This is a genomic window from Rathayibacter sp. PhB151 (assembly GCF_004366415.1).
Classification (GTDB): Bacteria; Actinomycetota; Actinomycetes; order Actinomycetales; family Microbacteriaceae; genus Rathayibacter; species Rathayibacter festucae.
Genome location: NZ_SOEN01000007.1, coordinates 1,028,380 through 1,054,936, shown reverse-complemented (window position 1 = coordinate 1,054,936; position 26,557 = coordinate 1,028,380). Strand labels below are relative to the sequence as shown.

Here is a 26,557-nt window from a genome sequence, read left to right as displayed (position 1 = left end):
CGTAGGCTCTTCGGCGTGACAGACCAGGAAACTCCGCAGACCGCACCCCGTCGGGTCGTCGTCGCAGAGGACGAATCGCTCATCCGCATGGACATCGTGGAGATCCTCCGCGACAACGGCTTCGAGGTCGTCGGTGAGGCGGGCGACGGCGAGACGGCCGTGGCCCTCGCCACCGAGCTGCGCCCCGATCTGGTGATCATGGACGTGAAGATGCCCCAGCTCGACGGCATCTCCGCCGCTGAGCGCCTCTCGAAGGCGCACATCGCCCCCGTCGTCCTGCTGACCGCCTTCAGCCAGAAGGAGCTGGTCGAGCGTGCGAGCGAGGCCGGCGCACTGGCCTACGTGGTCAAGCCGTTCACGCCGAACGACCTGCTGCCGGCGATCGAGATCGCCCTCTCCCGCTACGCCCAGATCCTCACCCTCGAGGCCGAGGTCGCCGACATGGTCGAGCGCTTCGAGACCCGCAAGCTCGTCGACCGGGCCAAGGGCCTGCTCAACGAGAAGATGGGCCTCTCCGAGCCCGAGGCGTTCCGCTGGATCCAGAAGGCGTCGATGGACCGCCGCCTCACCATGCACGACGTCGCGCAGGCGATCATCGAGCAGCTCAGCCCCAAGAAGTAGGGCGGCCGCGGCCTGAAGGCCGCGCCGTCACGGCCAGAGGCGGGTGCGCTCCCACGGGGAGCCGCCCGCCTCCGTCGTTCCCGCCTCCGTCGTTCCCGCATCCGTCGTTCCAGCCTCCGTCGTTCCCGCAGCGTCCGTCGCGCTGTACAGCAGGCGGGTGTGGTCCTGCTCCGCCCTGGTCGAGCCCTGCCAGAACTCGATCCGCTCGGGCACCACGCGGTAGACGGCCCAGTCGCGGTCGAGCGTGGCGGGGGAGCAGGAGACGGCGACGCCGGTCTGCAGCGTCACCAGGTCGAAGTCCTCGGCGCGCTTCATCGGCTCGCTCTGCCGGCCGACCAGCAGCGCCGTGCGCGCGGCCTCTGAGCGGCGTTGGAAGTCCTTCTTCGACTCCTCGGCCGACGCCCGCTCGACGCGGCCCTCCACTCGGACCTGCCGGCCCTGCACCGGCCAGAAGAAGGTCAGCGCGGCGTGCGGATTGGCCGCCATCGCGCGGCCCTTGGGGCTGGAGGCGTGGGTCGAGAAGGCCCAGCCGGCGTCGTCGATGTCGCGCAGCACGAGCACGCGGGCCGAGACGGTCCCGTCGGCGTCCGCGGTCGACAGCGTCGCGCCGTGGGGGAGGAGCTGGCCGGCGTCTTTCGCCGCCTCCAGCCACTGCCCGAACAGCTCGACCGGGTCGGCCGGAGCCGCCTCCGCATCGAAGTCGGGCAGCTCGGAGGGCATGGACGGCAGGGAACGCAGCAGGTCGCGGAAGGTCACGCCCCGAGCCTAGGTCGCCCGCCCCGCCGCAGCAGGGGCTTGCGGACCCGTCGCGGGCTCCTCGTCCGGAGCGGCTGACCATCGACCTGCGCCGGCTCTGTCGCGTGACGTCCGGCACAGGGCGACAGCGGTTGCACCCGGTCGGATCTCGTTGTTATGAATGCCATACCAGGATGGTCGCCGGGTCTCGCGGAGATGTTCCGCCTTCTCCGATGAAGACACCGAGGCATCCGGGTGGAGAGATCATCGTTCGAGTTCGACGAGGCCCAGCGACCGCAGGTGCAAGCTTTCTCGTGCGATGTCGACGCAATGGAGCGCACGATGAAAATACTGACAAGGCCTTCCTCCGTTCTTCTCACCGCTGTCGTCTTCGCGGCCGCCGCGCTCGGGAGCGCTCCTGCGGAGGCGAGTCCACGGTCGCTGTCGGAGTCGTCGGCGGCGAGTACCGCCGAGGACGGCAGGGATGCGCTGAACGCCCTGGATGAGCGCGACCTCCTGGCTTCCGGAGTGACGGGACCCGAGGCGGGCATCGTCGCGGACGAGTCCGTGCCCTCCGGCGAGGGGATCCACTCGGAAGGAGGGCGTGACCTCGCCTCCGAGGAACTCGACGATGTCGACGGACTGACGGTGTCCACACCGCAGGGGTCGCTCTCGCTGGCACCGGTGACGGAGTCGACCGGCGAGGAGGTGCAGCCCGGTGTCCTCCTCTACGAGGGCGAGCACGCCGACTACGTGCTCACCAGTTCCGAGAAGACCGCGGCCGCCGCCGGCTACGTGGTCGTCAAGGGAGCGGCGGCGCCGGAGGAGTACCGCTTCGCGGTCACTGCTGCAGGCGCTGACGCGCACCTCGAGCTCACGAGCAGTGGCGGCATCACCGTCTCCGACTCGCTCGGGAACGTCGTCAACACGATCGCGGAACCGTGGGCGGTCGACGCCGACGGTGCTCCTGTCGACACCTGGTACGAGATCGACGGCGCCGTCGTCGTCCAGCACGTGCAGCACGCGGGAGCCACCTATCCCGTCGTCGCGGATCCGAGTCTGGAATGCGATGCGGCCTTCTGCACGCTTCTCTACAGCCGGGCGGAGACACAGCGCATCGCTTCCGAATCGAGTTTCCCCGTCGCGGTGGCGACCGCCGCGTGCGGAACTGTCGGGTGGGCGTGCGGGCTCGGATTGGCAGCTGCGCTCGACACGGCCAACCGGGCGAACAATGCAGGGAAGTGCTTCGGGATCCGGCACTTCCACTACGTGGCAGTGGCGTTCTTCCCCGTCGTCGAGCCCTGCAAGGAATGAGCAGATGGCTCCGACTTCGACTCGCTTCTCGTCGCCGTGGGGCCCGCCCCGATCGAGAGCGGGGATCCTCGTTCTCGCAGTGGCGCTCGCTGTCCTCCTCGTCGTCGATCCTCCGTCGTCCGGATCCTGGGGAGGTGCAGTGGAGGTGCCCTTCCCTCTCCTGCTCGTTCTCCTGGCTCTCGTTCCGCGGATGATTCCGCTCGTCGAGGGGTCGCGCCTCCTCGAGCGCTCCGCCCAGCGACCGACGCGCGCAGTGTTCGCCGCAGAGCTCGGCACTGCGCTGATCGGCTGGACGATGTCGGTCGTCGCCGGGTCGCCCGTGCCGTCCTTCGTCGCAGCCGGGCTCGTGCTCGTGCTCGGAGCGGCCTTCGCGCTCACGGCCTCGCGAGCGCTGAGCTGAACCTCGTCCGCGGGCCACGGGCCCGGGTCGCCCCTCGCGCTCGCGCGGACGGGGTCGGCGGCGCGGGCACGCCTCGCTGGAGCCCGTCGGCTGTTGGCCGGCGGGCGGCCCGCGCCATTCAGCTCACGTCCGGCGACAAGGCGGTACGGCCGATGCGGGTCGCCGCTAGAACGGACGAGGCACGGGTGCAGGACCCGTCCGCAGATGGGGGAGTCGATCGTTGCGCCCTGCGAACCGATCACGGCAGCCGACCCGGCGCGCGTCCCGGTCCCGGCTCGGGGTGCTGCTCGTCACGGCGACCGTCGTGCTCCAGCTCATGCTGGGCGCCTGCCTGCCGGAGCTGTGGCGGACACCGCCGCTGGTGCTCCTCCCGCTCGTCGTCTCCCTCCTCGCGCTCCTGCCTCGCGCCTTCCCGGTCGTCGAGGACTCGTGGCTGCTGGAGCGCACGGCGGCGCGGCCGATGATCGTCGCGTGCTCCGCGGAGGTGGCGGTCGGTCTCGCGGGGGCGCTCCTGGCGGTCGCCGTGGACTCGCCCAAGCCCCTCGTCGCGGCGGCGGGCGCGGTCCTCGTGCTCGGCTGCGTCGTCGTCGCCGTCGTTCCCGGCGCGGGCTGAGCGCGGCGGTCAGCGCGCGTCGCGGAGGATGTTCGTGATGCGGACCGTGCTGAGGCGGCGGCCCTGCTCGTCGCGGACGACGATCTCGTGCGTGGTGAGGGTGGAACCGAGGTGGATGGCGTCGCAGGTGGCGATCACGTGGCCGTGGGTGATCGAGCGGCTGTGGCTCGCGTTCAGCTCGATGCCCATCGCGAGGCGGCCCGCGCCGGCGTGCACGTTCGCGGCGATCGAGCCCATCGACTCGGCGAGGACGACGTGCGCGCCGCCGTGCAGGATGCCGACCGGCTGGCGGTTGCCCTCGACGGGCATCGACGCGACCGAGTGCTCGGGGGTGAGCTCGTGCCAGACGATGCCCATCCGCTCGGCGAGCTCGCCCATGCCGCGCCCGATGTGCGCCTCGAGGTCGAGGGCGGGCGGGCGGACCCAGGGGGCGGCGGTCGCGGCGGCGGGGGCGGATTCGGTCACGGTGCTCCTCGTGCTGGGCCTCCCGGAGGCCCTCCGCCGACGGGCGGGACCGGGCCCGAACCGGTGTCGGAGGCGCTGTGTAGTCTTGCCCTGTGTCAGATCCGGAACAGCCTACCCTCCTGCTCATCGACGGTCATTCGCTCGCGTTCCGGGCGTTCTACGCCCTCCCGGTCGACAGCTTCCAGACCCGCGACGGGCAGCACACGAACGCCATCCACGGCTTCCTGTCGATGCTGATCCTGCTGCTGAAGAACGAGAAGCCGACGCACCTCGGCGTCGCCTTCGACATCTCCCGCTACTCGTTCCGCACCCGCGAGTACCCCGAGTACAAGGGCACCCGCGGCGAGACCCCGCCCGAGTTCAAGGGCCAGGTCCCCCTCCTCGAGGAGGCGCTGCACGCGATGAACATCCGCACCGTCTCGAAGGAGGACTTCGAGGCCGACGACATCCTCGCCACGCTCGCCCGTCAGGGCGCAGAGGCGGGCTTCCGCGTGCTGGTCGTCTCGGGAGACCGCGACACCATCCAGCTGGTCACTCCCGACGTCACCCTGCTCTACCCGTCGACCCAGGGCGTCTCGCAGCTCACCCGCTACGACCGCGACAAGGTCTTCGAGAAGTACGGCGTCGAGCCGCACCAGTACCCCGAGATCGCTGCGCTCGTCGGCGAGACCAGCGACAACCTGCCCGGCGTCGACAAGGTCGGCCCGAAGACGGCCGCCAAGTGGGTCAACCAGTACGGCACCGTCGCCGATATCATCGCCCACGCGGACGAGATCAAGGGCGTCGTCGGCGAGAAGCTGCGCGAGCAGAAGGAGAACGCGCTCCGCAACCGCCGGCTCAACCGCCTGATCACCGACGTCGAGCTGCCGCTCGGTCCGGCCGACCTCGACCGCCGTCCGATCGACCCGGACGCGGTCCGCGAGATCTTCAGCCGGCTCGAGTTCAGGACGCTCCAGGAGCGCGTGCTCACGATCGCCGCCGACGAGGGCGTCGAGGGCGCGGCGGAGGCACTGGCGGGCGACACCGTCGTCACCGCGGCCCCGGCCGTGCGGAACCTGGTCGACGAGGAGCTCGCGCACTGGCTCGCCCGCGTCTCCGCGAACGGCACCGTGCCCGTCGCCGTGCAGGTGCAGCTCGGCGAGGGCGGCCTCGAGGGCATCGGCCTGTCGGTCGAGGCGGCGTCGGCCTTCGTGCCCTGGGCCGCGGGCCGGCCGGACTACACCGCGCTCGAGGAGTGGCTCGCGAGCGACGCCCCGAAGTACTTCGCCGACGCCAAGCCGCAGGTCAAGGCGCTGCGCCGGGCCGGGCTCCCGGTGGCCGGACTCGCCTTCGACACCCGCATCGCGGCGTGGCTCCTGCAGCCCACCGGTCACGCGGCGACCCTGCCGGCCCAGGTCCAGCAGTACCTCGACGAGGCGATGATCCAGGGGGACCCGAACCAGCTCGTCCCGACCGCCCCGCCGATCGGCCCCGCGACCGAGGCCTGGTACGCGCACCGCCTGGTCGGTGTGCAGACCGAGCTGCTCGGCGAGGGCATGCTCTCGGTGCTCGTCGACATCGAGCTCCCGATCGTGCAGGTGCTCGCGACGATGGAGCTCACCGGTGTCGCGATCGACGCCGGGGTGCTCGCCCGCCTCCGCGGCGAGCTCACCGCGACCTCCGTCGACCTCGCGAACCGCGCCTTCGCCGAGATCGGGCACGAGATGAACCTCGGCTCGCCCAAGCAGCTGCAGCAGGTCCTCTTCGAGGAGCTGGCGATGCCGCGCACCCGCGCGACGAAGACCGGCTACACGACCGACGCGTCCGCCCTGGCGGACCTGCAGGAGTCGCACCCGCACCCGTTCCTCGGTCTCCTGCTCGAGCACCGCGACGCGACCAAGCTCAAGCAGATCATCGAGACGCTGGAGAAGTCGGTCACCGCCGACGGCCGGATCCACACCAGCTACGACCAGACCGGCACCGCGACCGGGCGGATCTCCTCGAACGACCCGAACCTGCAGAACATCCCGGTCCGCAGCGAGGTCGGCCGCCGCATCCGCACCGCGTTCGTGCACGGCGAGCAGGCGAGCACCCTGATCACCGCCGACTACTCGCAGATCGAGATGCGGATCATGGCGCACCTCTCCGGCGACGCCGGCCTGATCGAGGCCTTCCACAGCGGCGAGGACCTGCACCGCTTCGTCGGCGCGCGGATCTTCGGCGTCGAGCCGTCGGACGTCACCTCGGCGATGCGCAACAAGGTCAAGGCGATGTCCTACGGCCTCGCCTACGGACTGAGCGCCTTCGGCCTCTCCAAGCAGCTGCGCATCTCCAGCAACGAGGCGAAGCAGCTGATGACCGACTACTTCGTCCGCTTCGGCGCGGTCCGCGACTATCTCCGCACGGTCGTCGAGCAGGCGCGGGAGACCGGCTACACCGAGACGATCTTCGGTCGCCGCCGCCCCTTCCCCGACCTCCAGAGCGGCAACCGGGTCCTCCGCGACAACGCGGAGCGCGCCGCGCTGAACTCGCCGATCCAGGGATCCGCCGCCGACATCATGAAGATCGCGATGATCGGGGTCCAGGCCGACATCGGCGAGAAGGGCCTGGAGTCGCGGATGCTGCTGCAGGTGCACGACGAGCTGATCTTCGACGTGGCTCCCGGCGAGGAGGACGTGCTCGAGGAGGTCGTCCGCGCGCGGATGGCCGGTGCGGTCGATCTCTCCGTGCCGCTCGAGGTGCAGGTCGGCCACGGCGCCGACTGGGACGTCGCGGCGCACTGACGTCGCGCGGACCCGGGCCGTTCCACACCCCTGGCTAGGCTCGAAGGCATGACCTCCGACATCTCCCGCGAGCCCACCGCCGTCGACCTCGTCGCCGAGCGGTGGGTCGACACCCTCGTCGAGCTCGAGCCCACCCTCGGCACCTCGATCGGCCGCGCCGAGGCGAACCGCCGCCTCGGCGACCTGTCGCCGGAGGGCGTGGAGCGGGCGCGGGCGGCGACGGCCGCCGCGCTGGCCGAGCTCGAGTCCGCCGTGCCGGTCGACGAGGTCGACGCGGTGACGGTCGCCGATCTGGGGGCGGACCTGCGGCTGTCGCTCGAGGCGCACGCGGCGCAGCTGCCGCTCCGCGATCTGAACGTGATCGCCTCGCCCGCGCAGGAGCTGCGCGACGTCTTCGACCTGATGCCGACCGACTCCGTGAGCGACTGGGAGGACGTGGCGGAGCGGCTCCTCGCTGTCCCGGCCGCCCTCGCCGGCTACACGGAGACCCTCCGCGCGGGCCTCGGCGCCGGAGTGACGCCGGCGCGCCGCCAGGTCGGCCTCGTCGCCGAGCAAGCGGAGACGATCGCCGGCCCGCGGGGGTTCTTCGCCGCGCTGGCCGCCGACGCCGCTCCGGCCACCGGTTCCCTGCCCGCATCCCTCTCGCTGCGGCTCGAGGAGGGCGCGCGCCGCGCCTCCGCGGCCTACGGCGGCCTCGCCCGGTTCCTCCGCACCGAGCTCGCCCCGGCCGCGACGGAGCAGGACGCGGTGGGCCGCGAGCACTACGCGCTGCAGTCGCGCCGCTTCCTCGGTGCGGTGGTCGACCTCGACGAGACCTACGAGTGGGGGATCGAGGAGCTCGCGCGGATGACCGCCGAGCAGGAGGCGATCGCCCGCGAGATCCTGCCCGGCGCGAGTGTCGCCGAGGCGATCGCGCACCTCGACACCGACCCCGCCCGCACCCTGCACGGCGTCGACGCGCTGCAGCGCTGGATGCAGGAGACCAGCGACCGGGCCGTGAGCGAGCTCGCGGGCACCGCCTTCGACATCCCGGACGAGCTCCGCCGCCTCGAGTGCCGCATCGCGCCGACCCAGGAGGGCGGCATCTACTACACCGGCCCGAGCGACGACTTCTCCCGCCCCGGCCGGATGTGGTGGTCCGTCCCGCCGGGCGTCACCGAGTTCGCCACCTGGCGTGAGCTGACGACCGTCTACCACGAGGGCGTCCCCGGCCACCACCTGCAGGTGGGCCAGGCCGTGTACAACCGCGCGAGCCTCAACACCTGGCGCCGCCAGCTCGCCGGCAGCTCGGGGCACGCCGAGGGCTGGGCCCTCTACGCCGAGCGGCTGATGGAGCGGTTCGGCTACCTGGACGACCCGGCCGACCGCCTCGGGATGCTCGACGGGCAGCGGATGCGCGCCGCCCGCGTCGTCATCGACATCGGCGTGCACCTGCAGAAGCGGATGCCCGGCTCCTCGGACGTCTGGACGGCCGAGTCCGCCCTCGCCTTCCTGCGCGCGAACGTCAACATGGACGACGCCTTCGTCCGCTTCGAGGTCAACCGCTACCTCGGCTGGCCCGGCCAGGCGCCCTCCTACAAGATCGGCCAGCGCATCTGGGAGGAGCTGCGGGACGAGGCGAGCGCGCGCGACGGGGCGGACTTCTCGCTCGCGTCGTTCCACCGTCGCGCCCTCGATCTGGGCGGTGTCGGGCTCGACACCCTGCGCGCGAGCCTCGGCGCCGTGGCCTGACCGCCGCCGGGCAGGCAGGGACCGACGGAACCCGCCAGGACACGCGGAACGGGGCCCCTCGAGATTGCTCTCACCCCGGTGGGTTCGATAGTCTGGAACGTCACATTCGTGGCGCCGCCGTGCCCACGGTGCGCTCGAGGTCCAGGATCACGGTCCCGGGTGTCGAGCTCTCCCGGGTCGCGGCACCCCCCATCACCTCCGCAGTGGTCACCACCGCGTCACGCCCTCGGGCGTGTCGGTGCCCGCCGCCCGATACCCATCCATCCTGGAGCATCCCTTAATGACAACCGCAACGACCGAAAAGGCAACCAAGCAGGTCGCGATCAACGACATCGGGTCTGCTGAAGACTTTCTTGCCGCGGTCGAAAAGACTCTGAAGTTCTTCAACGACGGAGACCTCATCGAAGGCACCGTCGTGAAGATCGACCGCGACGAGGTCCTCCTCGACGTCGGTTACAAGACCGAGGGCGTCATCCCCTCGCGTGAGCTCTCCATCAAGCACGACGTCGACCCCTCCGAGGTTGTCAACGTGGGCGACAGCGTCGAAGCCCTCGTCCTGCAGAAGGAGGACAAGGAGGGTCGCCTGATCCTCTCCAAGAAGCGCGCGCAGTACGAGCGTGCGTGGGGCGACGTCGAGAAGATCAAGGAGTCCGACGGTGTCGTCACCGGTTCGGTCATCGAGGTCGTCAAGGGCGGGCTCATCGTCGACATCGGCCTCCGCGGCTTCCTCCCGGCCTCGCTCATCGAGCTGCGCCGCGTCCGCGACCTCACGCCGTACCTCGGCCAGGAGATCGAGGCGAAGATCCTCGAGCTCGACAAGAACCGCAACAACGTGGTCCTGTCGCGTCGCGCGCTCCTCGAGCAGACGCAGTCCGAGAGCCGCACCACGTTCCTGAACAACCTGCACAAGGGTCAGGTCCGCAAGGGCGTCGTGTCCTCGATCGTCAACTTCGGTGCGTTCGTCGACCTCGGCGGCGTCGACGGTCTCGTCCACGTCTCCGAGCTCTCCTGGAAGCACATCGAGCACGCCTCCGAGGTCGTCGAGGTGGGCCAGGAGGTCACCGTCGAGATCCTCGAGGTCGACCTCGACCGCGAGCGCGTGTCGCTCTCGCTCAAGGCGACGCAGGAGGACCCGTGGCAGGTCTTCGCCCGCACCCACGCGATCGGTCAGGTCGCCCCGGGCAAGGTCACGAAGCTGGTCCCGTTCGGTGCCTTCGTCCGCGTCGCGGACGGCATCGAGGGCCTCGTCCACATCTCCGAGCTCTCGGGCAAGCACGTCGAGCTCGCCGAGCAGGTCGTGTCGGTCGGTGAAGAGGTCTTCGTCAAGGTCATCGACATCGACCTCGACCGCCGTCGCATCTCGCTCTCGCTCAAGCAGGCGAACGAGAACGTCGACCCCGAGGGCACCGAGTTCGACCCGGCGCTCTACGGCATGGCCACCGAGTACGACGACCAGGGGAACTACAAGTACCCCGACGGCTTCGACCCGGAGACCAACGAGTGGCGCGAGGGCTTCGAGTCCCAGCGCGAGGCCTGGGAGCAGGAGTACGCCGCTGCTCAGGCTCGCTGGGAGGCCCACAAGGCCCAGGTCGCCAAGTCGCAGGAGGAGGCCGCCACGGTCTCCGAGGGCGTCTCGGTCGGCGGCGGCTTCACCAACACCGAGTCGGCTGCCGGCGGCGGAACCCTCGCCGACGACGAGTCGCTCGCCGCACTGCGCGAGAAGCTGTCCTCGAACAACTGATCCGCGGTATCACCACCACGACGAACGGCCGGTCCCCTCGGGGGGCCGGCCGTTCGGCGTTGCAGCAGCCAAGCAGGCCGTGCAGCGGACCGTGTTCATGCTGATCGAGTAGCCCGCGCAGCGGGCGTATCGAGATCCAGCCCCGCCCGCTGCGCTGCGCCGCTCGTTAGGCTTGCCGGGTGCATCTCGCAGCCCTCACCGGAGGCATCGCCTCGGGCAAGTCCACCGTCGCCCGCCGTCTCGCGGAGCTCGGAGCCGTCGTCGTCGACGCCGACCGGCTCGCCCGCGAGGTGGTCGAGCCGGGGGAGCCCGCGCTGGCCGCGATCGTCGAGCGGTTCGGCCCGGAGACCCTGCGCGCCGACGGCTCGCTCGACCGGGCGGCGCTCGGCGCGATCGTCTTCTCCGACTCCGCCGCCCGCGAGGATCTCAACGCGATCACCCACCCGGCGGTGTCGCTCCGCTCGCAGGAGCTGTTCGCCGCGGCGGCCGCCGCCGACCCCGCCGCGATCGTCGTCTACGACGTCCCGCTTCTGGCCGAGTCGCGCGGGGCGGGGGAGTTCGACGAGGTGATCGTCGTCCACGCCCCGCAGGAGACGCGCGTCGAGCGCCTCCTCCACCTGCGCGGCATGACCGAGGCCGACGCCCGCGCTCGTGTCGGCGCGCAGGCGAGCGACGAGGACCGCCTGGCCCTCGCGGACGCCGTGATCGACGCCTCCGGAACTCTGGAGGAGACCCTGAGCCAGGTCGACGCGCTCTGGGAGCGTCTGCGCCGCCCCTCAGTCTGAGCGCACCCGGCGGCGGGAGACCGTCAGGCCCTGCTCCTACAGTGGGAGGGCCGCAGCACGGGGGACGGCCCCAGCACGATCGCCGAGTCGAGGGGTACGACGCATGAGCGCTTCCGGAGCACGCCCGCCCGCCTCCGACTCCCGGCGCCTCCTGCTCGCCTCCGGGACGGGCGTCCTGCTCGGTGCGGGCGCGGGAGCCGCCACGGGTGCGCTCACCGGCCGGACCGGACCGGCGCCGGTCCAGGTGATCAGCCGTCCCGCCGGCACGTCCCGCATCGTCGACGTGCACGACCACCTCGACGAGTCGCTCCCCGCGGGAGCCGCGCGCGACACCGCCGCCTGGCAGGCGGCGCTGGCGGCTGCCGCCGTGCCGGAGGACGGGGTCGACCCGGCCGAGCACCACGCCGTCGTCACCGCGACCGGTGGGAGCTTCGTCGTCGACGAGACGCTCTCCTGGGACGCCAGGGTGAGCATCGAGGGTCGCTGCGAGATCCGCTACGTCGGCACGGGCCCCGCGCTGCAGACCGTCGGCCCCGTGCTGCAGTCCTCCGCCGCCGGCTACACCCGCCAGCACCAGACCGTGCTGAGCGATCTGCACCTGATCGGCGACGGCTCGAACACCGGCATCGCCGTGAGCGCACCGTCCCACCTGCGCGAGCCCGGGCCGAAGCCCGCCTACCTCTCGTTCGCGAACGTCGTCGCGCGGAGCTTCGACACCGCGGTCGAGCTCGGGTCGCACGCCTATCTGCTCGAGTTCCGCTCGTGCTCGTTCCAGGGGAACCGCGTGGGAGTCGTGGCGGTGGAGGACGCCGTCGACTCGGGCGAGCGCATCGCCTTCCAGGGCTGCGACCTGACCAGCAACACCGAGAGCGCGCTCCAGATCCACGGCGACCAGGAGTTCTTCGTCGACCAGTGCTCGTTCGACACCTTCTCGACGAACCAGGGCCGCGCGGTCACGATCTCGCGCGGCCAGGCCCACTTCTCGCACTGCCACTTCGAGATGCAGATCCCCGACAACCACGGCTGGTTCGAGCTGGACGGCTGGGGCGCCCTGCTCTCGCTCACCGACTGCCGCTTCCTCGTCCGGGCGCGGAAGGAGGTCGACGGCGACGCCGAGCGCGGACTGATCCAGTTCTCCGGGGCAGGGGGCCAGCGGGCCGTCGTCCGGGGCGGGCAGTTCCAGGGCGGCAACTCGCGGCTGCCCTTCCTGGCGCGCGGCGACGGCGTCCTGACGATCTCGGACACGTCGGCGCTGCCCTCGACCGCGCTGCGGTTCCACGCGGCCGAGCGGATCCGCGGCGTGCTCGATCCGCACGGCTCGCGCTCGGTGCTCGCCGATGACTGGACGGCCGAGGGCGGGGCGTCCGTCGCGCCGGGGGACTCCCCGGTCGCGGGGCTCCGCGCGCTCGCACTCGAGGACGGGTCCGGCTCCGGCGCGGTCCACCTCTTCGTGCCGATCGCCACCGGAGCGCGGGTGCTCGCGTCGCTGGACGCGCTCTACGAGGGCTCCGGATCCGTCTCGATCGATCTCGGCTTCTCGACGGCGCGACGGGCCGACGGCCTGGGTCGGGACTGGTACTCGGCGACCGACGTCTCGGCCCGCGACTCCTTCGCCGGCGTCCGGCTCGACGACGCCTACTCCCTCCCCGCGCCGGAGTGGGCGGTCTGCGCGGTGCTCCGCGTGCGCACCGACGGCATGGCCGCGGGCGACCGCCTCCACCTGCGCGACCTGCGCGTCTCCCGCCTCTGATCGGGCGCCCTCCTGCTGGTCGGTCTGCAGACCCGGCTTCCGGGCCTGGTGGATCTCGATACGCGCGCTGCGGGCGCTACTCGATCAGCATGCAAGTGGCAGGGCATGCGTTCGCCACGTGCTGGACGCCCATGGTGGTCGAGTAGCCCCGCAGGGGCGTATCGAGACCCGGCGCTCGAAGGCGGGCGGTCTGCCGACGGGGCCGGCGCGAGCCCCGTTCGCCGTCGGCGCAGGGCCGCCCCGATGTCGGTGGTCGCGGTTACGCTTCGAGCATGGAGCCAACCCGTGCCGTGCACCCCTTCGAGGTCATCAGCGAATACCAGCCGAGCGGTGACCAGCCCGGAGCCATCGCCGATCTGAGCGCCCGGATCAACGCCGGCGAGACCGACGTCGTCCTGCTCGGCGCCACCGGTACCGGCAAGTCCGCGACCACCGCCTGGCTCGTCGAGGCCGTCCAGCGGCCGACCCTCGTCCTCGCGCACAACAAGACGCTCGCCGCGCAGCTCGCGAACGAGTTCCGCGAGCTCTTCCCGAACAACGCGGTCGAGTACTTCGTCTCCTACTACGACTACTACCAGCCCGAGGCCTACGTCCCGCAGACGGACACCTTCATCGAGAAGGACAGCTCGGTCAACGCCGAGGTCGAGCGCCTGCGGCACTCGACGACCAACTCCCTGCTCAGCCGGCGCGACGTCATCGTCGTCTCGACCGTCTCCTGCATCTACGGCCTGGGCCAGCCGGAGCAGTACCTCGAGGCGATGGTCGCGCTCCAGGTCGGCCAGCGGGTCGACCGCGACCGCCTGATCCGCAAGTTCGTCTCGATGCAGTACGCGCGCAACGACGTCGACTTCGCCCGTGGCACGTTCCGCGTCCGCGGCGACACGATCGAGATCATCCCGATGTACGAGGAGCTCGCGATCCGCATCGAGATGTTCGGCGACGAGATCGAGGCGCTCTACACGCTGCACCCGCTCACCGGGAACGTCGTGAAGAAGCTCGAGTCCGTCTCCGTCTTCCCCGGCTCGCACTACGTCGCCAGCCAGGACGTGATGCACCGCGCCATCGACACCATCCAGCAGGAGCTCGAGGTCCGCCTCGCCGACCTCGAGAAGCAGAACAAGCTCCTCGAGGCGCAGCGGCTCCGGATGCGGACCACGTTCGACCTCGAGATGATGCAGCAGATCGGCTTCTGCTCCGGCATCGAGAACTACTCGCGCCACATCGACGGCCGCGAGTCCGGCGAGGCACCGCACTGCCTGCTCGACTACTTCCCCGACGACTTCCTCGTCGTCATCGACGAGTCGCACGTCACCGTGCCGCAGATCGGCGCGATGTACGAGGGCGACGCCTCGCGCAAGCGCACCCTGGTCGAGCACGGCTTCCGGCTGCCCTCGGCGATGGACAACCGTCCGCTGAAGTGGGAGGAGTTCAAGGGCCGCGTCGGCCAGACCGTCTACCTCTCGGCCACCCCCGGCCGCTACGAGATGGGCATCGCCGACGGCATCGTCGAGCAGATCATCCGCCCGACCGGCCTGATCGACCCCGAGATCGTCGTCAAGCCGACCAAGGGCCAGATCGACGACCTGCTCGAGGAGATCAAGCTCCGCACCGAGCGCGACGAGCGAGTCCTCGTCACCACCCTCACCAAGCGGATGGCGGAGGAGCTCACCGACTTCCTCACCGAGGCCGGAGTCCGGGTGCGCTACCTGCACTCCGACGTCGACACCCTGCGACGGGTCGAGCTGCTCTCCGAGCTGCGCGCCGGCGTCTACGACGTCCTCGTCGGCATCAACCTCCTCCGCGAGGGCCTCGACCTGCCCGAGGTGTCGCTGGTCGCGATCCTCGACGCCGACAAGGAGGGCTTCCTCCGCTCGTCGACCTCGCTCATCCAGACCATCGGCCGCGCCGCCCGCAACGTCTCGGGCGAGGTGCACATGTACGCGGACAAGATGACCGACTCGATGAGGCTCGCGATCGACGAGACCGATCGTCGCCGCGAGAAGCAGGTCGCCTACAACCTCGACCACGGCATCGACCCGACCCCGCTGCGCAAGAAGATCGCCGACATCACCGACGCGCTCGCCCGCGAGGGAGCCGACACCGCGAAGCTCCTGGCCGGCCGCGACGCCAAGAAGAAGAGCCCGACGCCCAACCTGCGCCGCCAGGGTCTCGCCGCGAACGGCGGCAACGACCTCGAGGCGATCATCGCCGACCTCAACGGCCAGATGCTCCAGGCCGCGGGCGAGCTGAAGTTCGAGCTCGCCGCGCGCCTGCGCGACGAGGTTTCCGAGCTCAAGCGCGAGCTGCGGCAGATGGAGAAGGCCGGGCACCTGTCCTGACCGATCCGGGCCGGCCCCCACGGGCCGGCCCGCCGGTGCGGGCGGGGTCGACGAGCGCAAGTCGCGGGGTCCGGGATCAGCGGCCAGCGAACGCCCCGGGCGATGTCGGTGGCTCCGCATACACTTTCGAGGTGTCGATCCTGAACGCCGTTACGGACCCTTCCACCACCCCCTCACCCTCCTTCCACCGCTTCGTCTCCTCGCTGGACGAATCGGTGTCGAAGCTGGTGGTGAACGGGGCCAGAGTGCACAACCTGCGCGATGTCGACCTCGAGATCCCGCGCGACTCGATGGTCGTCTTCACCGGACTGTCCGGGTCGGGCAAATCCTCGCTCGCCTTCGACACGATCTTCGCCGAGGGCCAGCGCCGCTACGTCGAGTCGCTCTCCGCCTACGCGCGGCAGTTCCTCGGCCAGGTCGACCGGCCCGATGTCGACTTCATCGAGGGCCTCAGCCCCGCGGTGTCGATCGACCAGAAGTCGACCAACCGCAACCCGCGCTCGACCGTGGGCACGATCACCGAGATCTTCGACTACATGCGCCTGCTCTGGGCGCGCATCGGGATCCCGCACTGCCCCGTCTGCAGCGAGCCGATCTCTGCGCAGACCGTGCAGCAGATCGCCGATCAGCTGATGGAACTGGAGGAGGGTACCCGCTACCAGATCCTCAGCCCGGTCGTCTCGCAGAAGAAGGGCGAGTTCGTCGACCTCTTCAAGGAGCTGACCGCGGGCGGCTACTCGCGCGCCATGGTCGACGGGAAGCTCATCCAGCTGAGCGAGCCGCCGGTGCTCAAGAAGCAGTACAAGCACGACATCTCCGTCGTCGTCGACCGCCTCGTCGCCGGCCCGGACATCCTCGGCCGCCTGACCGACTCGCTCGAGACTGCACTGCGTCTCACCGACGGCATCGTGCAGATCAACTTCGTCGACGGCGAGGGTGACGGCGCGTGGACGACGTACTCCGAGAAGCTGTCCTGCCCCAACAACCACCCGATCTCGCTCACCGAGATCGAGCCGCGCACCTTCTCCTTCAACGCCCCGTTCGGCGCCTGCCCCGAGTGCTCCGGCCTCGGCACGCGGATGTCGGTCGACGACGAGCTGCTGCTCGGCGACCCCGACCTCAGCATCGCCGAGGGCGTCATCATCCCGTGGACCACCCAGGGCAAGGGCCTCTTCCAGTACTACGAGAAGCTGCTCGACGGCCTCTCCCGCGACCTCGGCTTCAAGCTGACCACCCCGTGGAAGCGCCTCAGCTCGGAGGTGCAGCAGGCCGTGCTGCACGGCGACAACTTCGAGGTCAAGGTCAAGTGGAAGAACCGCTACGGCCGGGAGATGAGCTACACCTCCGGCTTCGAGGGCGTCGTGCCCTACATCGAGCGGCAGTACGTGCAGGCCGAGACCGACGTGCAGCGCTCGCGCTGGGCCGAGTTCCTCCGCGAGGTGGCCTGCCCCGTCTGCAAGGGCTCCCGGCTCAAGCCCGAGGTGCTCGCCGTCCTCGTGCACGGCGCGAGCATCGCCGACGTCGCCGACCTCAGCCTCGGCGACGCCCAGTCGTTCATGAGCGAGCTGCAGCTCACCCCGCGCGAGGCCACCATCGCCGCTCAGGTGCTCCGCGAGATCCGCGCGCGCCTCGACTTCCTGATCGAGGTCGGGCTCAACTACCTCAACCTCTCCCGCGCTGCGGGCTCGCTCTCCGGCGGCGAGGCGCAGCGCATCCGGCTCGCCACCCAGATCGGCTCCGGCCTCACCGGCGTGCTCTACGTCCTCGACGAGCCCAGCATCGGCCTGCACCAGCGCGACAACCGCCGGCTGATCGACACCCTGATCAAGCTGCGCGATCTCGGCAACACCCTCATCGTCGTCGAGCACGACGAGGACACCATCCGCACCGCCGACTGGATCGTCGACATCGGCCCCGGCGCCGGCGTCAACGGCGGCCAGGTCGTGCACTCCGGCTCCTACGAGTCGCTGCTCGAGAACACCCACTCGCTCACCGGCGACTACATCGCCGGCCGCCGCTCGATCGAGCTGCCGAAGAAGCGCCGCAAGATCGACCGCAAGCGCGTGATCAAGGTCGTCGGCGCCAACGCGAACAACCTGCAGAAGGTCGACGTCGAGTTCCCGCTCGGCACCTTCGTCGCGGTCACCGGCGTCTCCGGCTCCGGCAAGTCGACGCTCGTGAACGACATCCTCTACCGGGTGCTCGCCAACCAGCTCAACGGCGCCCGCAAGGTGCCGGGCAAGCACACCCGCGTCACCGGGCTCGAGAACCTCGACAAGGTCGTGCACGTCGACCAGAACCCGATCGGCCGCACCCCGCGCTCCAACCCGGCGACCTACACCGGCGTGTTCGACCGCATCCGCAACCTCTTCGCCGAGACCACCGAGGCGAAGGCCCGCGGCTACCTGCCCGGCCGGTTCAGCTTCAACGTCAAGGGCGGGCGCTGCGAGGCCTGCTCGGGCGACGGCACGATCAAGATCGAGATGAACTTCCTGCCCGACGTCTACGTCGCGTGCGAGGTCTGCGGGGGAGCGCGCTACAACCGCGACACCCTGACCGTGCACTACAAGGGCAAGAACATCGCCGAGGTGCTCGACATGCCGATCGCCGAGGCGGCCGAGTTCTTCGAGCCGATCACCTCGATCCACCGGTTCCTCAAGACGCTGGTCGAGGTCGGCCTCGGCTACGTCCGGCTCGGGCAGAGCGCCACCACGCTCTCCGGCGGCGAGGCGCAGCGCGTCAAGCTCGCCACCGAGCTGCAGCGCCGCTCGAACGGGCGCAGCGTCTACGTGCTCGACGAGCCGACCACCGGTCTGCACTTCGAGGACGTCCGCAAGCTCCTGCTGGTGCTCAACGGCCTCGTCGACAAGGGCAACACGGTCATCACGATCGAGCACAACCTCGACGTGATCAAGTCGGCCGACTGGCTGATCGACATGGGTCCCGAGGGCGGCGCGGGCGGCGGCCAGGTCGTCGCCATCGGCACCCCCGAGCACGTCGCGAAGGTCGAGGAGAGCCACACCGGCACCTTCCTCGCCGAGATCCTCCCGTGAGCCGCGGCCACCGGTCCGGCGGGGGAGCGGGGGCGCGGGCATGACGCAGACCGTCGACTTCCGGCCGAAGCCGGGCGAGATCCCGACCCTGCCGGGCGTCTACCGCTTCAAGGACGCCCGGGGCCGGGTGCTCTACGTGGGCAAGGCCAAGAACCTCCGGGCCCGGCTCAGCAACTACTTCGCTCCGCTGCCGAGCCTGCACGAGCGCACCCGGCGGATGGTCACCTCGGCGTCCGGCGTCGAGTGGACCGTCGTCGGCACCGACGTCGAGGCGCTGCAGCTCGAGTTCACCTGGATCAACGAGTTCGATCCGCCCTTCAACGTCAAGTTCCGCGACGACAAGTCGTACCCGTACATGGCGGTCACTCTCGGCGACGAGGCGCCGCGGGTGATGGTGACCCGCAACTCGAAGATCCGCGGGGCGCGCTACTTCGGCCCGTACCCGAAGATCTGGGCGATCCACGAGACGATCGACCTGATGATCAAGGCGTTCCCGATCAGGACCTGCAACGACTCCAACTACAAGCGGGCGATGCAGAGCGGTAAGCCCTGCTTCGCCTCGCAGATCGGCCGCTGCGGCGGTCCGTGCTCGCACCGGGTCACCTTCGCGGAGCACCGGGCGATCGTCGACCGCTTCGTCGCGTTCATGGGCAGCCACGACCGCAAGATGATCGGCGAGCTCGAGCGCGAGATGCGCGAGGCCGCCGAGGCGATGCAGTACGAGCGCGCCGGCAAGCTCCGCGACCAGGCCGCGGCGCTCGACGCCGTGCTCGCCAAGAGCGCGGTCGTGCTGAAGGACAACGTCGACGTCGACCTGTACGCGATCGTCCACGACGAGCTGGCCGCCTCGGTGCAGCAGTTCCGCGTGCGCGGCGGCCGGATCCGCGGTGAGCGCGGCTGGGTCGTCGACAAGGAGCTCGACATGAGCACCGCCGAGCTCGTCGACACAGCGCTGCAGGCGGCCTACGAGGGCGGCGACATCCCGCCGCGCGAGGTCGTCGTGCCGGAGCTGCCCGACGACTCCGAGGCGCTCGAGGAGTGGCTGGGCTCCCTCCGCGGCGCCAACGTGCGGCTGCGTGCGGCGCAGCGCGGCGACAAGGCGGCCCTGCTCGAGACCGCGACGCAGAACGCCAAGCACTCGCTGATGCTCTACAAGACCCGGCGGTCGGCGGACTTCACCGCGCGCACGCAGGCCCTGGAGGACATCCGCGACGCGCTCGGCATGGCCGAGGCCCCGCTGCGGATGGAGTGCTACGACGTCTCGCACCTCAGCGGTACGAACATCGTCGCGTCGATGGTCGTCTTCGAGGACGGCCTGGTGCGCAAGGACCAGTACCGCCGGTTCAGCATCGCCGAGTCGACCGACGACACCGAGTCGCTGCACCAGGTGCTGACCCGGCGCCTCGCCTACCTCAAGGAGCCGGCGGAGCCCGCGGAGATCGATCCGGAGACGGGAGAGGCGAAGCGGCGGAAGTTCTCCTACCCCCCGAACCTCCTCATCGTCGACGGCGGGCAGCCGCAGGTCGCGGCCGCCCAGCGCGCGCTGGACGAGTCCGGCGTCACCGGGATCACGCTCTGCGGGATCGCCAAGCGGCTGGAGGAGATCTGGCTGCCCGACTCCGACTTCCCGGTGATCCTGCCGCGCAACAGCGACGCGCTCTTCCTGTTCCAGCGCATCCGGGACGAGGCGCACCGCTTCGCGATCACCCACCAGCGCCAGCGGCGGAAGCGCGACATCTCGTCGCAGCTGGCCGAGATCCCGGGGCTCGGCGGGACGCGCGTGCGCGACCTGCTGAAGCACTTCGGCTCGGTGACCCGCCTGAGGGAGGCCAGCGACGCCGAGATCGCGGAGGTGAAGGGCATCGGGCCGACGCTCGCGGCCGCGATCCACGGGCACCTGCACCCCTGACCTCTCTCCGCGTGGCGCGGGTGGGTCTCGATACGGCCCTGCGGGCCTGCTCGACCAGCATGAAGCGGCTGCTCCACGACCGTACGGCCGCTTCCTGCTGATCGAGCAGCCCGCGCAGCGGGCGCATCGAGATCCTCCCCCCGCCGGGTGCTCCGCTCAGGGCCACACCCTAGGCTGGAGGCCCGCCCTCCCCGAAGGAGGGTCCGCGACCACCCCACACGAGCACGGAGACCCCATGAGCACCGAGAGCGAGCAGCAGAACGTGCTGATCGTCACCGGGATGTCCGGAGCCGGACGATCCACCGCCGCCAACGCGCTGGAGGACCTCGGCTGGTACGTGGTCGACAACCTCCCGCCGCAGATGCTGCGTCCGCTGGTGGACCTCGCCCAGCGCGCGGGTGACACCGTGCCCAAGGTCGCGGCCGTCGTCGACGTCCGCGGGCGCGACTTCTTCGCCGACCTCGGCGAGATCGTGCGCGAGCTGCGCGTCGGCGTCGATCTGCGCGTCGTCTTCCTCGAGGCCGCCGACGCAGCTCTCGTCCGCCGCTTCGAGCAGGTCCGCCGCCCCCACCCGCTGCAGGGGCGCGGCACCCTCCTCGACGGCATCTCCGCCGAGCGGACCCGCCTGGCGCAGCTGCGCGAGTCGGCCGACATCGTGATCGACACCTCCGACCTCAATCCGCATCAGCTCGCGACCACGATCACCGCGCGGTTCGCCGAAGCCGGCCGCGCGGGGCTGCAGATCACCGTGATGAGCTTCGGCTTCAAGTACGGCCTGCCGACCGACGCCGACATGGTCGCGGATGCGCGCTTCCTGCCCAACCCGTACTGGATCCCGGAGCTCCGCCCGCACACCGGTCTCGACGAAGAGGTGAGAGACTACGTGCTGGCCCAGCAGGGCGCGGAGGAGTTCATCGACTCCTACTCGCGCGCCCTCCGGCCGGTGCTCGACGGCTACCAGCGCGAGAACAAGCGCCACGCGACCATCGCCATCGGCTGCACCGGCGGCAAGCACCGCTCGGTCGCCGTCGCCGGCCGCGTCGCGGCCCGACTGGCCGAGCTGCCGGGTGTCGCCGTCAACGTGGCGCACCGCGACCTCGGCCGAGAATGATCCCCGCGCGCTCCGCCGCGCACCCGACGTAAGGAAAGAAGACTCCGTGGCCCTCACTGCAGATGTCAAGGGCGAACTGGTCGCGATCGTCTCGCGCAAGAACACCGTCCGTGCCGCTGAACTGGCGACCATCCTCCGCTTCTCCGGAGGACTGCACATCATCTCGAACCGCCTCGCGGTCGAGGTCGAGCTCGACTCCGCCCCCCTGGCCACCCGCGTCCGCCGCGACCTCGCCGAGCTCTACGGCGTCCGCAGCGAGGGCAGCATCGTGTCGGCCGGCGGCTCGCGCCGCACGACCAGCTGGCTCGTCCGGGTCGTCGAGGGCGGCGACACCCTCGCCCGCCAGACCGGTCTGCTCGATCAGCGCGGCCGTCCCGTCCGCGGACTGCCGAACCGGCTGACCACCGGCACCCGCGAGGAGCTCGCCGCCGTCTGGCGCGGGGCCTTCCTCGCGCAGGGCTCGCTCACCGATCCCGGCCGCTCGGCCGCCCTCGAGGTGATCTGCCCCGGCAACGAGGCGGCGATGGCGATCGTCGGGGCGGCGGGCCGCCTCGGCGTCCAGGCCAAGTCGCGCGAGGTGCGCGGCGTGCACCGCGTGGTCGTCCGCGACGGCGAGAGCATCAGCGCGATGCTCACCCTGATGGGCGCGACCTCCACCGTCGCCAGCTGGGAGGAGCTGCGCCAGCGCCGCGAGGTGCGGGCGACCGCCAACCGCCTGGTGAACTTCGACGACGCGAACCTCCGCCGCTCCGCGCAGGCCGCCGTCGCCGCGTGCTCCCGCGTCGAGCGCGCGATGGAGATCCTCGGCGAGGACATCCCCGAGCACCTCCGCTACGCCGGCCGGCTCCGGCTCGCCCACCGCGACGCGAGCCTGGACGAGCTCGGCCACCACGCCGACCCGCCGATGACGAAGGACGCGGTCGCCGGCCGCATCCGACGCCTGCTCGCGATGGCCGACAAGCGCGCCACCGACCTCGACATCCCCGGCACCGACGCGAACCTCCCCGCCGAGCTCCAGGACCTCTGAGCCCCGCGCGGGTCGACGGGCCGTCGGACGCACGAACGCTGAGTGTCTCCTGGTTGAACGGAGGAAACGCTCCGAGTGCGGAGGGCGGCTCTCACTAGACTGGAAAGGTCGCTCAGGACACCCCGGCACACCCTCCCGCACAGCGGTGAGGGGCCGTGAGACCCGGCGGATCACTGAGGTCGACGACCACGAACAGGAGATCGCACATGGCTGACTACACGCTCGCCGAACTGCCCTACGACTACTCGGCTCTCGAGCCGCACATCAGTGGACGGATCATGGAGCTCCACCACGACAAGCACCACGCGACGTACGTGGCCGGGGCGAACACCGCCCTCGCCGCGCTGCAGGAGGCTCGCGACAGCGAGAACCTCGCGAACGTCAACAAGCTCCAGAAGGACCTGGCGTTCAACCTCGCCGGTCACGTGAACCACACCGTGTTCTGGAACAACCTCTCGCCCGACGGCGGCGACAAGCCGACCGGCGAGCTCGCCGCGGCGATCGACGAGAACTTCGGCTCGTTCGACAAGTTCAAGGCCCACTTCACCGCCTCGGCCCTCGGCATCCAGGGCTCCGGCTGGTCGATCCTGGCCTGGGACTCCCTCGGCCAGAAGCTGCTCATCGAGCAGCTCTATGACCACCAGAGCAACCACGCCGCCGCGACCGTGCCGGTCCTGCTGCTGGACATGTGGGAGCACGCCTTCTACCTCGACTACGTCAACGTGAAGGCCGACTACGTCAAGGCGTTCTGGAACATCGTGAACTGGGCGGACGTCTCCGCGCGCTTCGAGAAGGCCCGCCAGAACACTTCCGGCCTCCTGCTACTGTCGTAGCGATTCCGGCGTCCCGGGTCCCGATCCGGGACGCCGCTCTCGCAGCGATCCACACCCTCCACTGCACCGTCGAGGTGCCCTTCCATTCCAGGAGATATCTGTGTCCGTCAAGATCGGCATCAACGGCTTCGGCCGTATCGGCCGTAACTTCCTCCGTGCGGCCCTCGCCAAGGGCAGCGACCTCGAGATCGTCGCGGTCAACGACCTCACCGACAACAAGGCGCTCGCGCACCTCCTGAAGTACGACTCCATCACCGGCCGCCTCGACGCGACCGTGGAGCTGGACGGCGACAAGATCGTCGTCAACGGCAAGCCGATCATCGTGCTCGAGGAGCGCGACCCCGCGAACCTCCCCTGGGGCGAGCTGGGCGTCGACGTCGTCATCGAGTCGACCGGCCGCTTCACCAAGTCGGAGGATGCGCGCAAGCACATCACCGCCGGCGCCAAGAAGGTCATCGTCTCGGCTCCCGCCACCGGCGACGACGTCGCGACCATCGTCCTCGGCGTCAACGAGGGCACCTACGACCCCCAGGTCCACGACATCGTCTCGAACGCGTCGTGCACCACGAACTGCCTCGCGCCGCTCGCCAAGGTCCTGCTCGACAACTTCGGCATCGAGCGCGGTCTGATGACCACGGTCCACGCCTACACCGCCGACCAGAACCTGCAGGACGGCCCGCACAGCGACCTCCGTCGCGCTCGTGCCGCCGCGGTCAACATCATCCCGACGTCGACCGGTGCCGCCAAGGCCCTCGGCCTCGTCATCCCCGAGCTCGTCGGCAAGCTCGACGGCTACGCGCTGCGCGTCCCGGTCCCGACCGGCTCGATCACCGACCTCACGGTCGAGCTGTCGAAGTCGGCCACGGTCGAGGAGATCAACGCGGCCTACAAGGCCGCCGCCGAGGGCGACCTCAAGGGCATCCTCAAGTACACCGAGGACCCGATCGTCTCCAGCGACATCGTCACCGACCCGCACTCCTCGATCTTCGACGCCGGCCTGACCAAGGTCATCGGCAACCAGGTCAAGGTCGCCTCCTGGTACGACAACGAGTGGGGCTACTCCAACCGCCTCGTCGACGTCGCCGAGCTCGTCGCCGGCAAGCTCTGAGTCACGACTCCGTGACGAGTGACACCGTGACGCTCCGCACTCTGGACTCACTGGGCTCCCTCGCCGGCACGCGGGTCGTCGTCCGCTGCGATCTGAACGTCCCCCTGAAGGACGGAACGATCACGGACGACGGCCGCGTGCGCGCGTCGGTGCCCACCCTCCAGCGGCTCGTCGCCGAGGGCGCCCGAGTCGTGGTCGTGAGCCACCTCGGCCGCCCCGACGGCGCTCCTGACTCGAAGTACAGCCTCGCGCCGGTCGCGGAGCGCCTCGGCGAGCTGCTCGACGCCCCCGTCTCGTTCGCCGAGGACACCGTCGGCGAGGCGGCCTCCGCCGCCGTCGACGCCCTCGAGGACGGCCAGGTCGTCGTGCTCGAGAACCTCCGCTTCAACCCGGGGGAGACCAGCAAGGACGCGGACGAGCGCCGCGCCTTCGCCGAGAAGCTCGCCGCCTTCGGCGACGCGTTCGTCTCCGACGGCTTCGGCGTCGTGCACCGCAAGCAGGCGAGCGTCTACGAGCTCGCCCAGCTGCTGCCCAGCGCCGCCGGAACGCTGATCGCGGCCGAGCTCGAGGTCCTGGACCGCCTGACCGAGAAGCCGGAGCGCCCGTACACGGTCGTCCTCGGCGGCTCGAAGGTCTCGGACAAGCTCGGCGTGATCGACCACCTGCTCCCGCGGGTCGACTCGATCCTCATCGGCGGCGGCATGCTCTTCACCTTCCTCAAGGCCCAGGGCCACGAGGTCGGCAAGAGCCTGCTCGAGGCCGACCAGATCGACACCGTCCTCGGCTACCTCGCGAAGGCGAAGGAGCTCGGGGTGGAGATCGTCGTCCCCACGGACGTCGTCGTCGCCTCGAAGTTCGGAGCGGACGCCGAGTACGTGACGGCTCCCGCCGACGCGATCGAGGACACCGCCTTCGGCGCGGACGGCCTCGGTCTCGACATCGGGCCCGACACCGCGAAGCGGTTCGCCGAGGTCGTCGCGGCGTCGAAGACCGTGTTCTGGAACGGACCGATGGGCGTCTTCGAGCTCGAGCCGTTCGCGGCCGGCACGAAGGCCGTCGCTCAGGCACTCACCGAGGTCGACGGACTCAGCGTCGTCGGCGGCGGAGACTCGGCCGCCGCGGTGCGCGCCCTCGGCTTCGAGGACGGGCAGTTCGGCCACATCTCGACGGGAGGCGGAGCCAGCCTCGAATTCCTCGAGGGGAAGCGCCTCCCCGGACTGGAGGTCCTCGGATGGCAGTGACATCCCGCATCCCGCTCATCGCCGGCAACTGGAAGATGAACCTGGACCACCTCCAGGCCATCGCCTTCGTCCAGAAGCTCGCGTGGAGCCTCAAGGACGCCGACCACGACTTCGACGGCGTCGAGGTCGCGGTGTTCCCGCCGTTCACCGATCTGCGCCCCGTGCAGATCCTCGTCGACTCCGACAAGCTGCCGCTCAAGTACGGCGCGCAGGACCTGTCGAAGTTCGACAGCGGGGCCTACACCGGTGAGATCTCCGGCCAGTTCCTCAAGCAGCTCGACTGCGACTACGTCATCGTCGGCCACTCGGAGCGTCGCACGCTCCACGGCGAGACCGACGCGGACATCGCTGCGAAGACGGCCGCGGCCGTCAAGCACGGCGTGCCGCCGATCGTCTGCGTCGGCGAGACCGCCGAGGACCTCGAGAAGCACGGTCCGTCCGCGGTGCCGGTCGCGCAGCTGAAGGAGGCCCTCACCGGCCTGCCGGCGGACGCCGACCTCGTCGTCGCGTACGAGCCCGTCTGGGCCATCGGCTCCGGACAGGCCGCCACGCCCGAGCAGGCCCAGCAGGTCTGCAAGGCCCTCCGCGACGTCGTCGCCGACATCCTCGGCGCCGACACCGCGGCGAAGACGCGCATCCTCTACGGCGGCAGCGTCAAGTCCGGCAACATCGCCGGCTTCATGCGCGAGCCCGACGTCGACGGCGCCCTCGTCGGAGGCGCCAGCCTCCAGGTCGAGGAGTTCGCTGCGATCGCGCGGTTCCGCAACCACGTGGGCGTCTGAGCTACTGCGACGAGAAGGGGCGGGCCCGTTGGGCCCGCCCCTTCTCGTCGTCCAGGCCGCTCCCTGCGCGGCCTGGCGCAGTCGGCTCCTCGAGATGGTCCCGTCCCGCAGAGCGTCCTGCGTCCGGCCACGACGATTCGCTCGCACGCGAATCGCCGGTTGCCCTCGCCGCCGCGCGGCTGGTCGTTCACTCGGACTTCCGTCTCCGTGGTGCTTCCCGCCCAAGTGCTGGTGGGG

20 protein-coding genes are annotated in these 26,557 nt (G+C 70.4%); 18 read left to right on the top strand and 2 right to left on the bottom strand.

Annotated elements, in window-relative coordinates; genetic code table 11:
• The first annotated feature begins 15 nt into the window (after positions 1-15).
• The gene (locus EDF35_RS12430; protein ID WP_123446252.1) at positions 16-621 is read left to right on the top strand and encodes a response regulator; all 606 of its coding nucleotides are present in this window, start codon (positions 16-18) and stop codon (positions 619-621) included.
• Positions 622-648: 27 nt separating this feature from the next.
• On the opposite strand, the gene EDF35_RS12425 is transcribed toward EDF35_RS12430, so the two are convergent.
• Positions 649-1,377 (bottom strand): pyridoxal 5'-phosphate synthase, encoded by a 729-nt coding sequence (locus EDF35_RS12425; RefSeq protein WP_133962537.1) that lies wholly within the window; start codon positions 1,375-1,377, stop codon positions 649-651.
• Between the two features lie 234 nt (positions 1,378-1,611).
• Between EDF35_RS12425 and EDF35_RS12420 the strand changes: the two genes are divergently transcribed.
• From EDF35_RS12420 to EDF35_RS12410, 3 genes are all read left to right on the top strand, one after another.
• A complete protein-coding gene (locus EDF35_RS12420) occupies positions 1,612-2,670 on the top strand; it encodes a hypothetical protein (RefSeq protein ID WP_133962536.1) in 1,059 nt (352 codons plus the stop codon).
• A 190-nt stretch (positions 2,671-2,860) separates the two neighbouring features.
• Positions 2,861-3,070: a hypothetical protein gene (locus tag EDF35_RS12415; protein WP_133962535.1), complete on the top strand. Its 210-nt coding sequence runs from the start codon at positions 2,861-2,863 to the stop codon at positions 3,068-3,070.
• Positions 3,071-3,350: 280 nt separating this feature from the next.
• A complete protein-coding gene (locus tag EDF35_RS12410) occupies positions 3,351-3,683 on the top strand; it encodes a hypothetical protein (RefSeq protein ID WP_133962534.1) in 333 nt (110 codons plus the stop codon).
• 9 nt (positions 3,684-3,692) lie between these two features.
• On the opposite strand, the gene EDF35_RS12405 is transcribed toward EDF35_RS12410, so the two are convergent.
• The gene (locus EDF35_RS12405) at positions 3,693-4,061 is read right to left on the bottom strand and encodes a hotdog fold thioesterase (RefSeq protein WP_123446567.1); all 369 of its coding nucleotides are present in this window, start codon (positions 4,059-4,061) and stop codon (positions 3,693-3,695) included.
• Positions 4,062-4,240: 179 nt separating this feature from the next.
• Between EDF35_RS12405 and polA the strand changes: the two genes are divergently transcribed.
• The 14 genes from polA (at position 4,241) to tpiA (ending at position 26,320) form a co-directional block, all read left to right on the top strand.
• Positions 4,241-6,910, top strand: coding sequence for a DNA polymerase I (polA, locus tag EDF35_RS12400; RefSeq protein ID WP_133962533.1), 2,670 nt, complete (start codon positions 4,241-4,243; stop codon positions 6,908-6,910).
• A gap of 48 nt (positions 6,911-6,958) precedes the next feature.
• A complete protein-coding gene (locus tag EDF35_RS12395) occupies positions 6,959-8,641 on the top strand; it encodes a DUF885 domain-containing protein (RefSeq protein WP_133962532.1) in 1,683 nt (560 codons plus the stop codon).
• A gap of 280 nt (positions 8,642-8,921) precedes the next feature.
• Entirely contained in the window at positions 8,922-10,382 is a 1,461-nt protein-coding gene (rpsA, locus tag EDF35_RS12390; RefSeq protein WP_123446259.1) for a 30S ribosomal protein S1, read from the top strand.
• Between the two features lie 179 nt (positions 10,383-10,561).
• Positions 10,562-11,167: a dephospho-CoA kinase gene (gene coaE / locus EDF35_RS12385; RefSeq protein ID WP_123704323.1), complete on the top strand. Its 606-nt coding sequence runs from the start codon at positions 10,562-10,564 to the stop codon at positions 11,165-11,167.
• A 103-nt stretch (positions 11,168-11,270) separates the two neighbouring features.
• Entirely contained in the window at positions 11,271-12,917 is a 1,647-nt protein-coding gene (locus EDF35_RS12380) for a hypothetical protein (RefSeq protein WP_133962531.1), read from the top strand.
• A 272-nt stretch (positions 12,918-13,189) separates the two neighbouring features.
• Entirely contained in the window at positions 13,190-15,256 is a 2,067-nt protein-coding gene (uvrB, locus tag EDF35_RS12375) for an excinuclease ABC subunit UvrB (protein WP_123704319.1), read from the top strand.
• 203 nt (positions 15,257-15,459) lie between these two features.
• Entirely contained in the window at positions 15,460-18,309 is a 2,850-nt protein-coding gene (gene uvrA, locus EDF35_RS12370; protein ID WP_133962748.1) for an excinuclease ABC subunit UvrA, read from the top strand.
• A gap of 40 nt (positions 18,310-18,349) precedes the next feature.
• Positions 18,350-20,218 carry an excinuclease ABC subunit UvrC gene (gene uvrC, locus EDF35_RS12365; protein ID WP_123733083.1) on the top strand — a complete coding sequence of 623 codons (1,869 nt, stop codon included), beginning with the start codon at positions 18,350-18,352 and terminating at the stop codon, positions 20,216-20,218.
• Positions 20,219-20,453: 235 nt separating this feature from the next.
• Complete coding sequence (gene rapZ, locus EDF35_RS12360) at positions 20,454-21,329, top strand: RNase adapter RapZ (protein WP_123704315.1); 876 nt, start codon at positions 20,454-20,456, stop codon at positions 21,327-21,329.
• Between the two features lie 46 nt (positions 21,330-21,375).
• Positions 21,376-22,356: a DNA-binding protein WhiA gene (whiA, locus tag EDF35_RS12355; protein ID WP_123446265.1), complete on the top strand. Its 981-nt coding sequence runs from the start codon at positions 21,376-21,378 to the stop codon at positions 22,354-22,356.
• A 206-nt stretch (positions 22,357-22,562) separates the two neighbouring features.
• Positions 22,563-23,189, top strand: a complete 627-nt coding sequence (locus tag EDF35_RS12350; protein ID WP_123704313.1) for a superoxide dismutase — start codon at positions 22,563-22,565, stop codon at positions 23,187-23,189.
• A gap of 100 nt (positions 23,190-23,289) precedes the next feature.
• A complete protein-coding gene (gap, locus tag EDF35_RS12345; protein ID WP_123446267.1) occupies positions 23,290-24,297 on the top strand; it encodes a type I glyceraldehyde-3-phosphate dehydrogenase in 1,008 nt (335 codons plus the stop codon).
• Between the two features lie 26 nt (positions 24,298-24,323).
• Positions 24,324-25,538: a phosphoglycerate kinase gene (locus EDF35_RS12340; protein WP_133962530.1), complete on the top strand. Its 1,215-nt coding sequence runs from the start codon at positions 24,324-24,326 to the stop codon at positions 25,536-25,538.
• Positions 25,529-26,320, top strand: coding sequence for a triose-phosphate isomerase (gene tpiA / locus EDF35_RS12335; protein ID WP_123733086.1), 792 nt, complete (start codon positions 25,529-25,531; stop codon positions 26,318-26,320). The genes EDF35_RS12340 and tpiA overlap by 10 nt, the downstream gene beginning before the upstream one ends.
• The last annotated feature ends 237 nt before the right edge of the window (positions 26,321-26,557 follow it).

Bases quoted from the DNA above. Each gene is read 5' to 3' on its own strand.
- EDF35_RS12415 (WP_133962535.1), top strand. From the start codon at position 2,861: ATGATTCCGCTCGTCGAGGGGTCGCGCCTCCTCGAGCGCTCCGCCCAG.
- EDF35_RS12405 (WP_123446567.1), bottom strand. From the start codon at position 4,061: ATGGGCGAGCTCGCCGAGCGGATGGGCATCGTCTGGCACGAGCTCACC.
- EDF35_RS12395 (WP_133962532.1), top strand. From the start codon at position 6,959: ATGACCTCCGACATCTCCCGCGAGCCCACCGCCGTCGACCTCGTCGCC.
- rpsA (WP_123446259.1), top strand. From the start codon at position 8,922: ATGACAACCGCAACGACCGAAAAGGCAACCAAGCAGGTCGCGATCAAC.
- EDF35_RS12380 (WP_133962531.1), top strand. From the start codon at position 11,271: ATGAGCGCTTCCGGAGCACGCCCGCCCGCCTCCGACTCCCGGCGCCTC.
- uvrB (WP_123704319.1), top strand. From the start codon at position 13,190: ATGGAGCCAACCCGTGCCGTGCACCCCTTCGAGGTCATCAGCGAATAC.
- uvrC (WP_123733083.1), top strand. From the start codon at position 18,350: ATGACGCAGACCGTCGACTTCCGGCCGAAGCCGGGCGAGATCCCGACC.
- rapZ (WP_123704315.1), top strand. From the start codon at position 20,454: ATGAGCACCGAGAGCGAGCAGCAGAACGTGCTGATCGTCACCGGGATG.
- EDF35_RS12350 (WP_123704313.1), top strand. From the start codon at position 22,563: ATGGCTGACTACACGCTCGCCGAACTGCCCTACGACTACTCGGCTCTC.
- tpiA (WP_123733086.1), top strand. From the start codon at position 25,529: ATGGCAGTGACATCCCGCATCCCGCTCATCGCCGGCAACTGGAAGATG.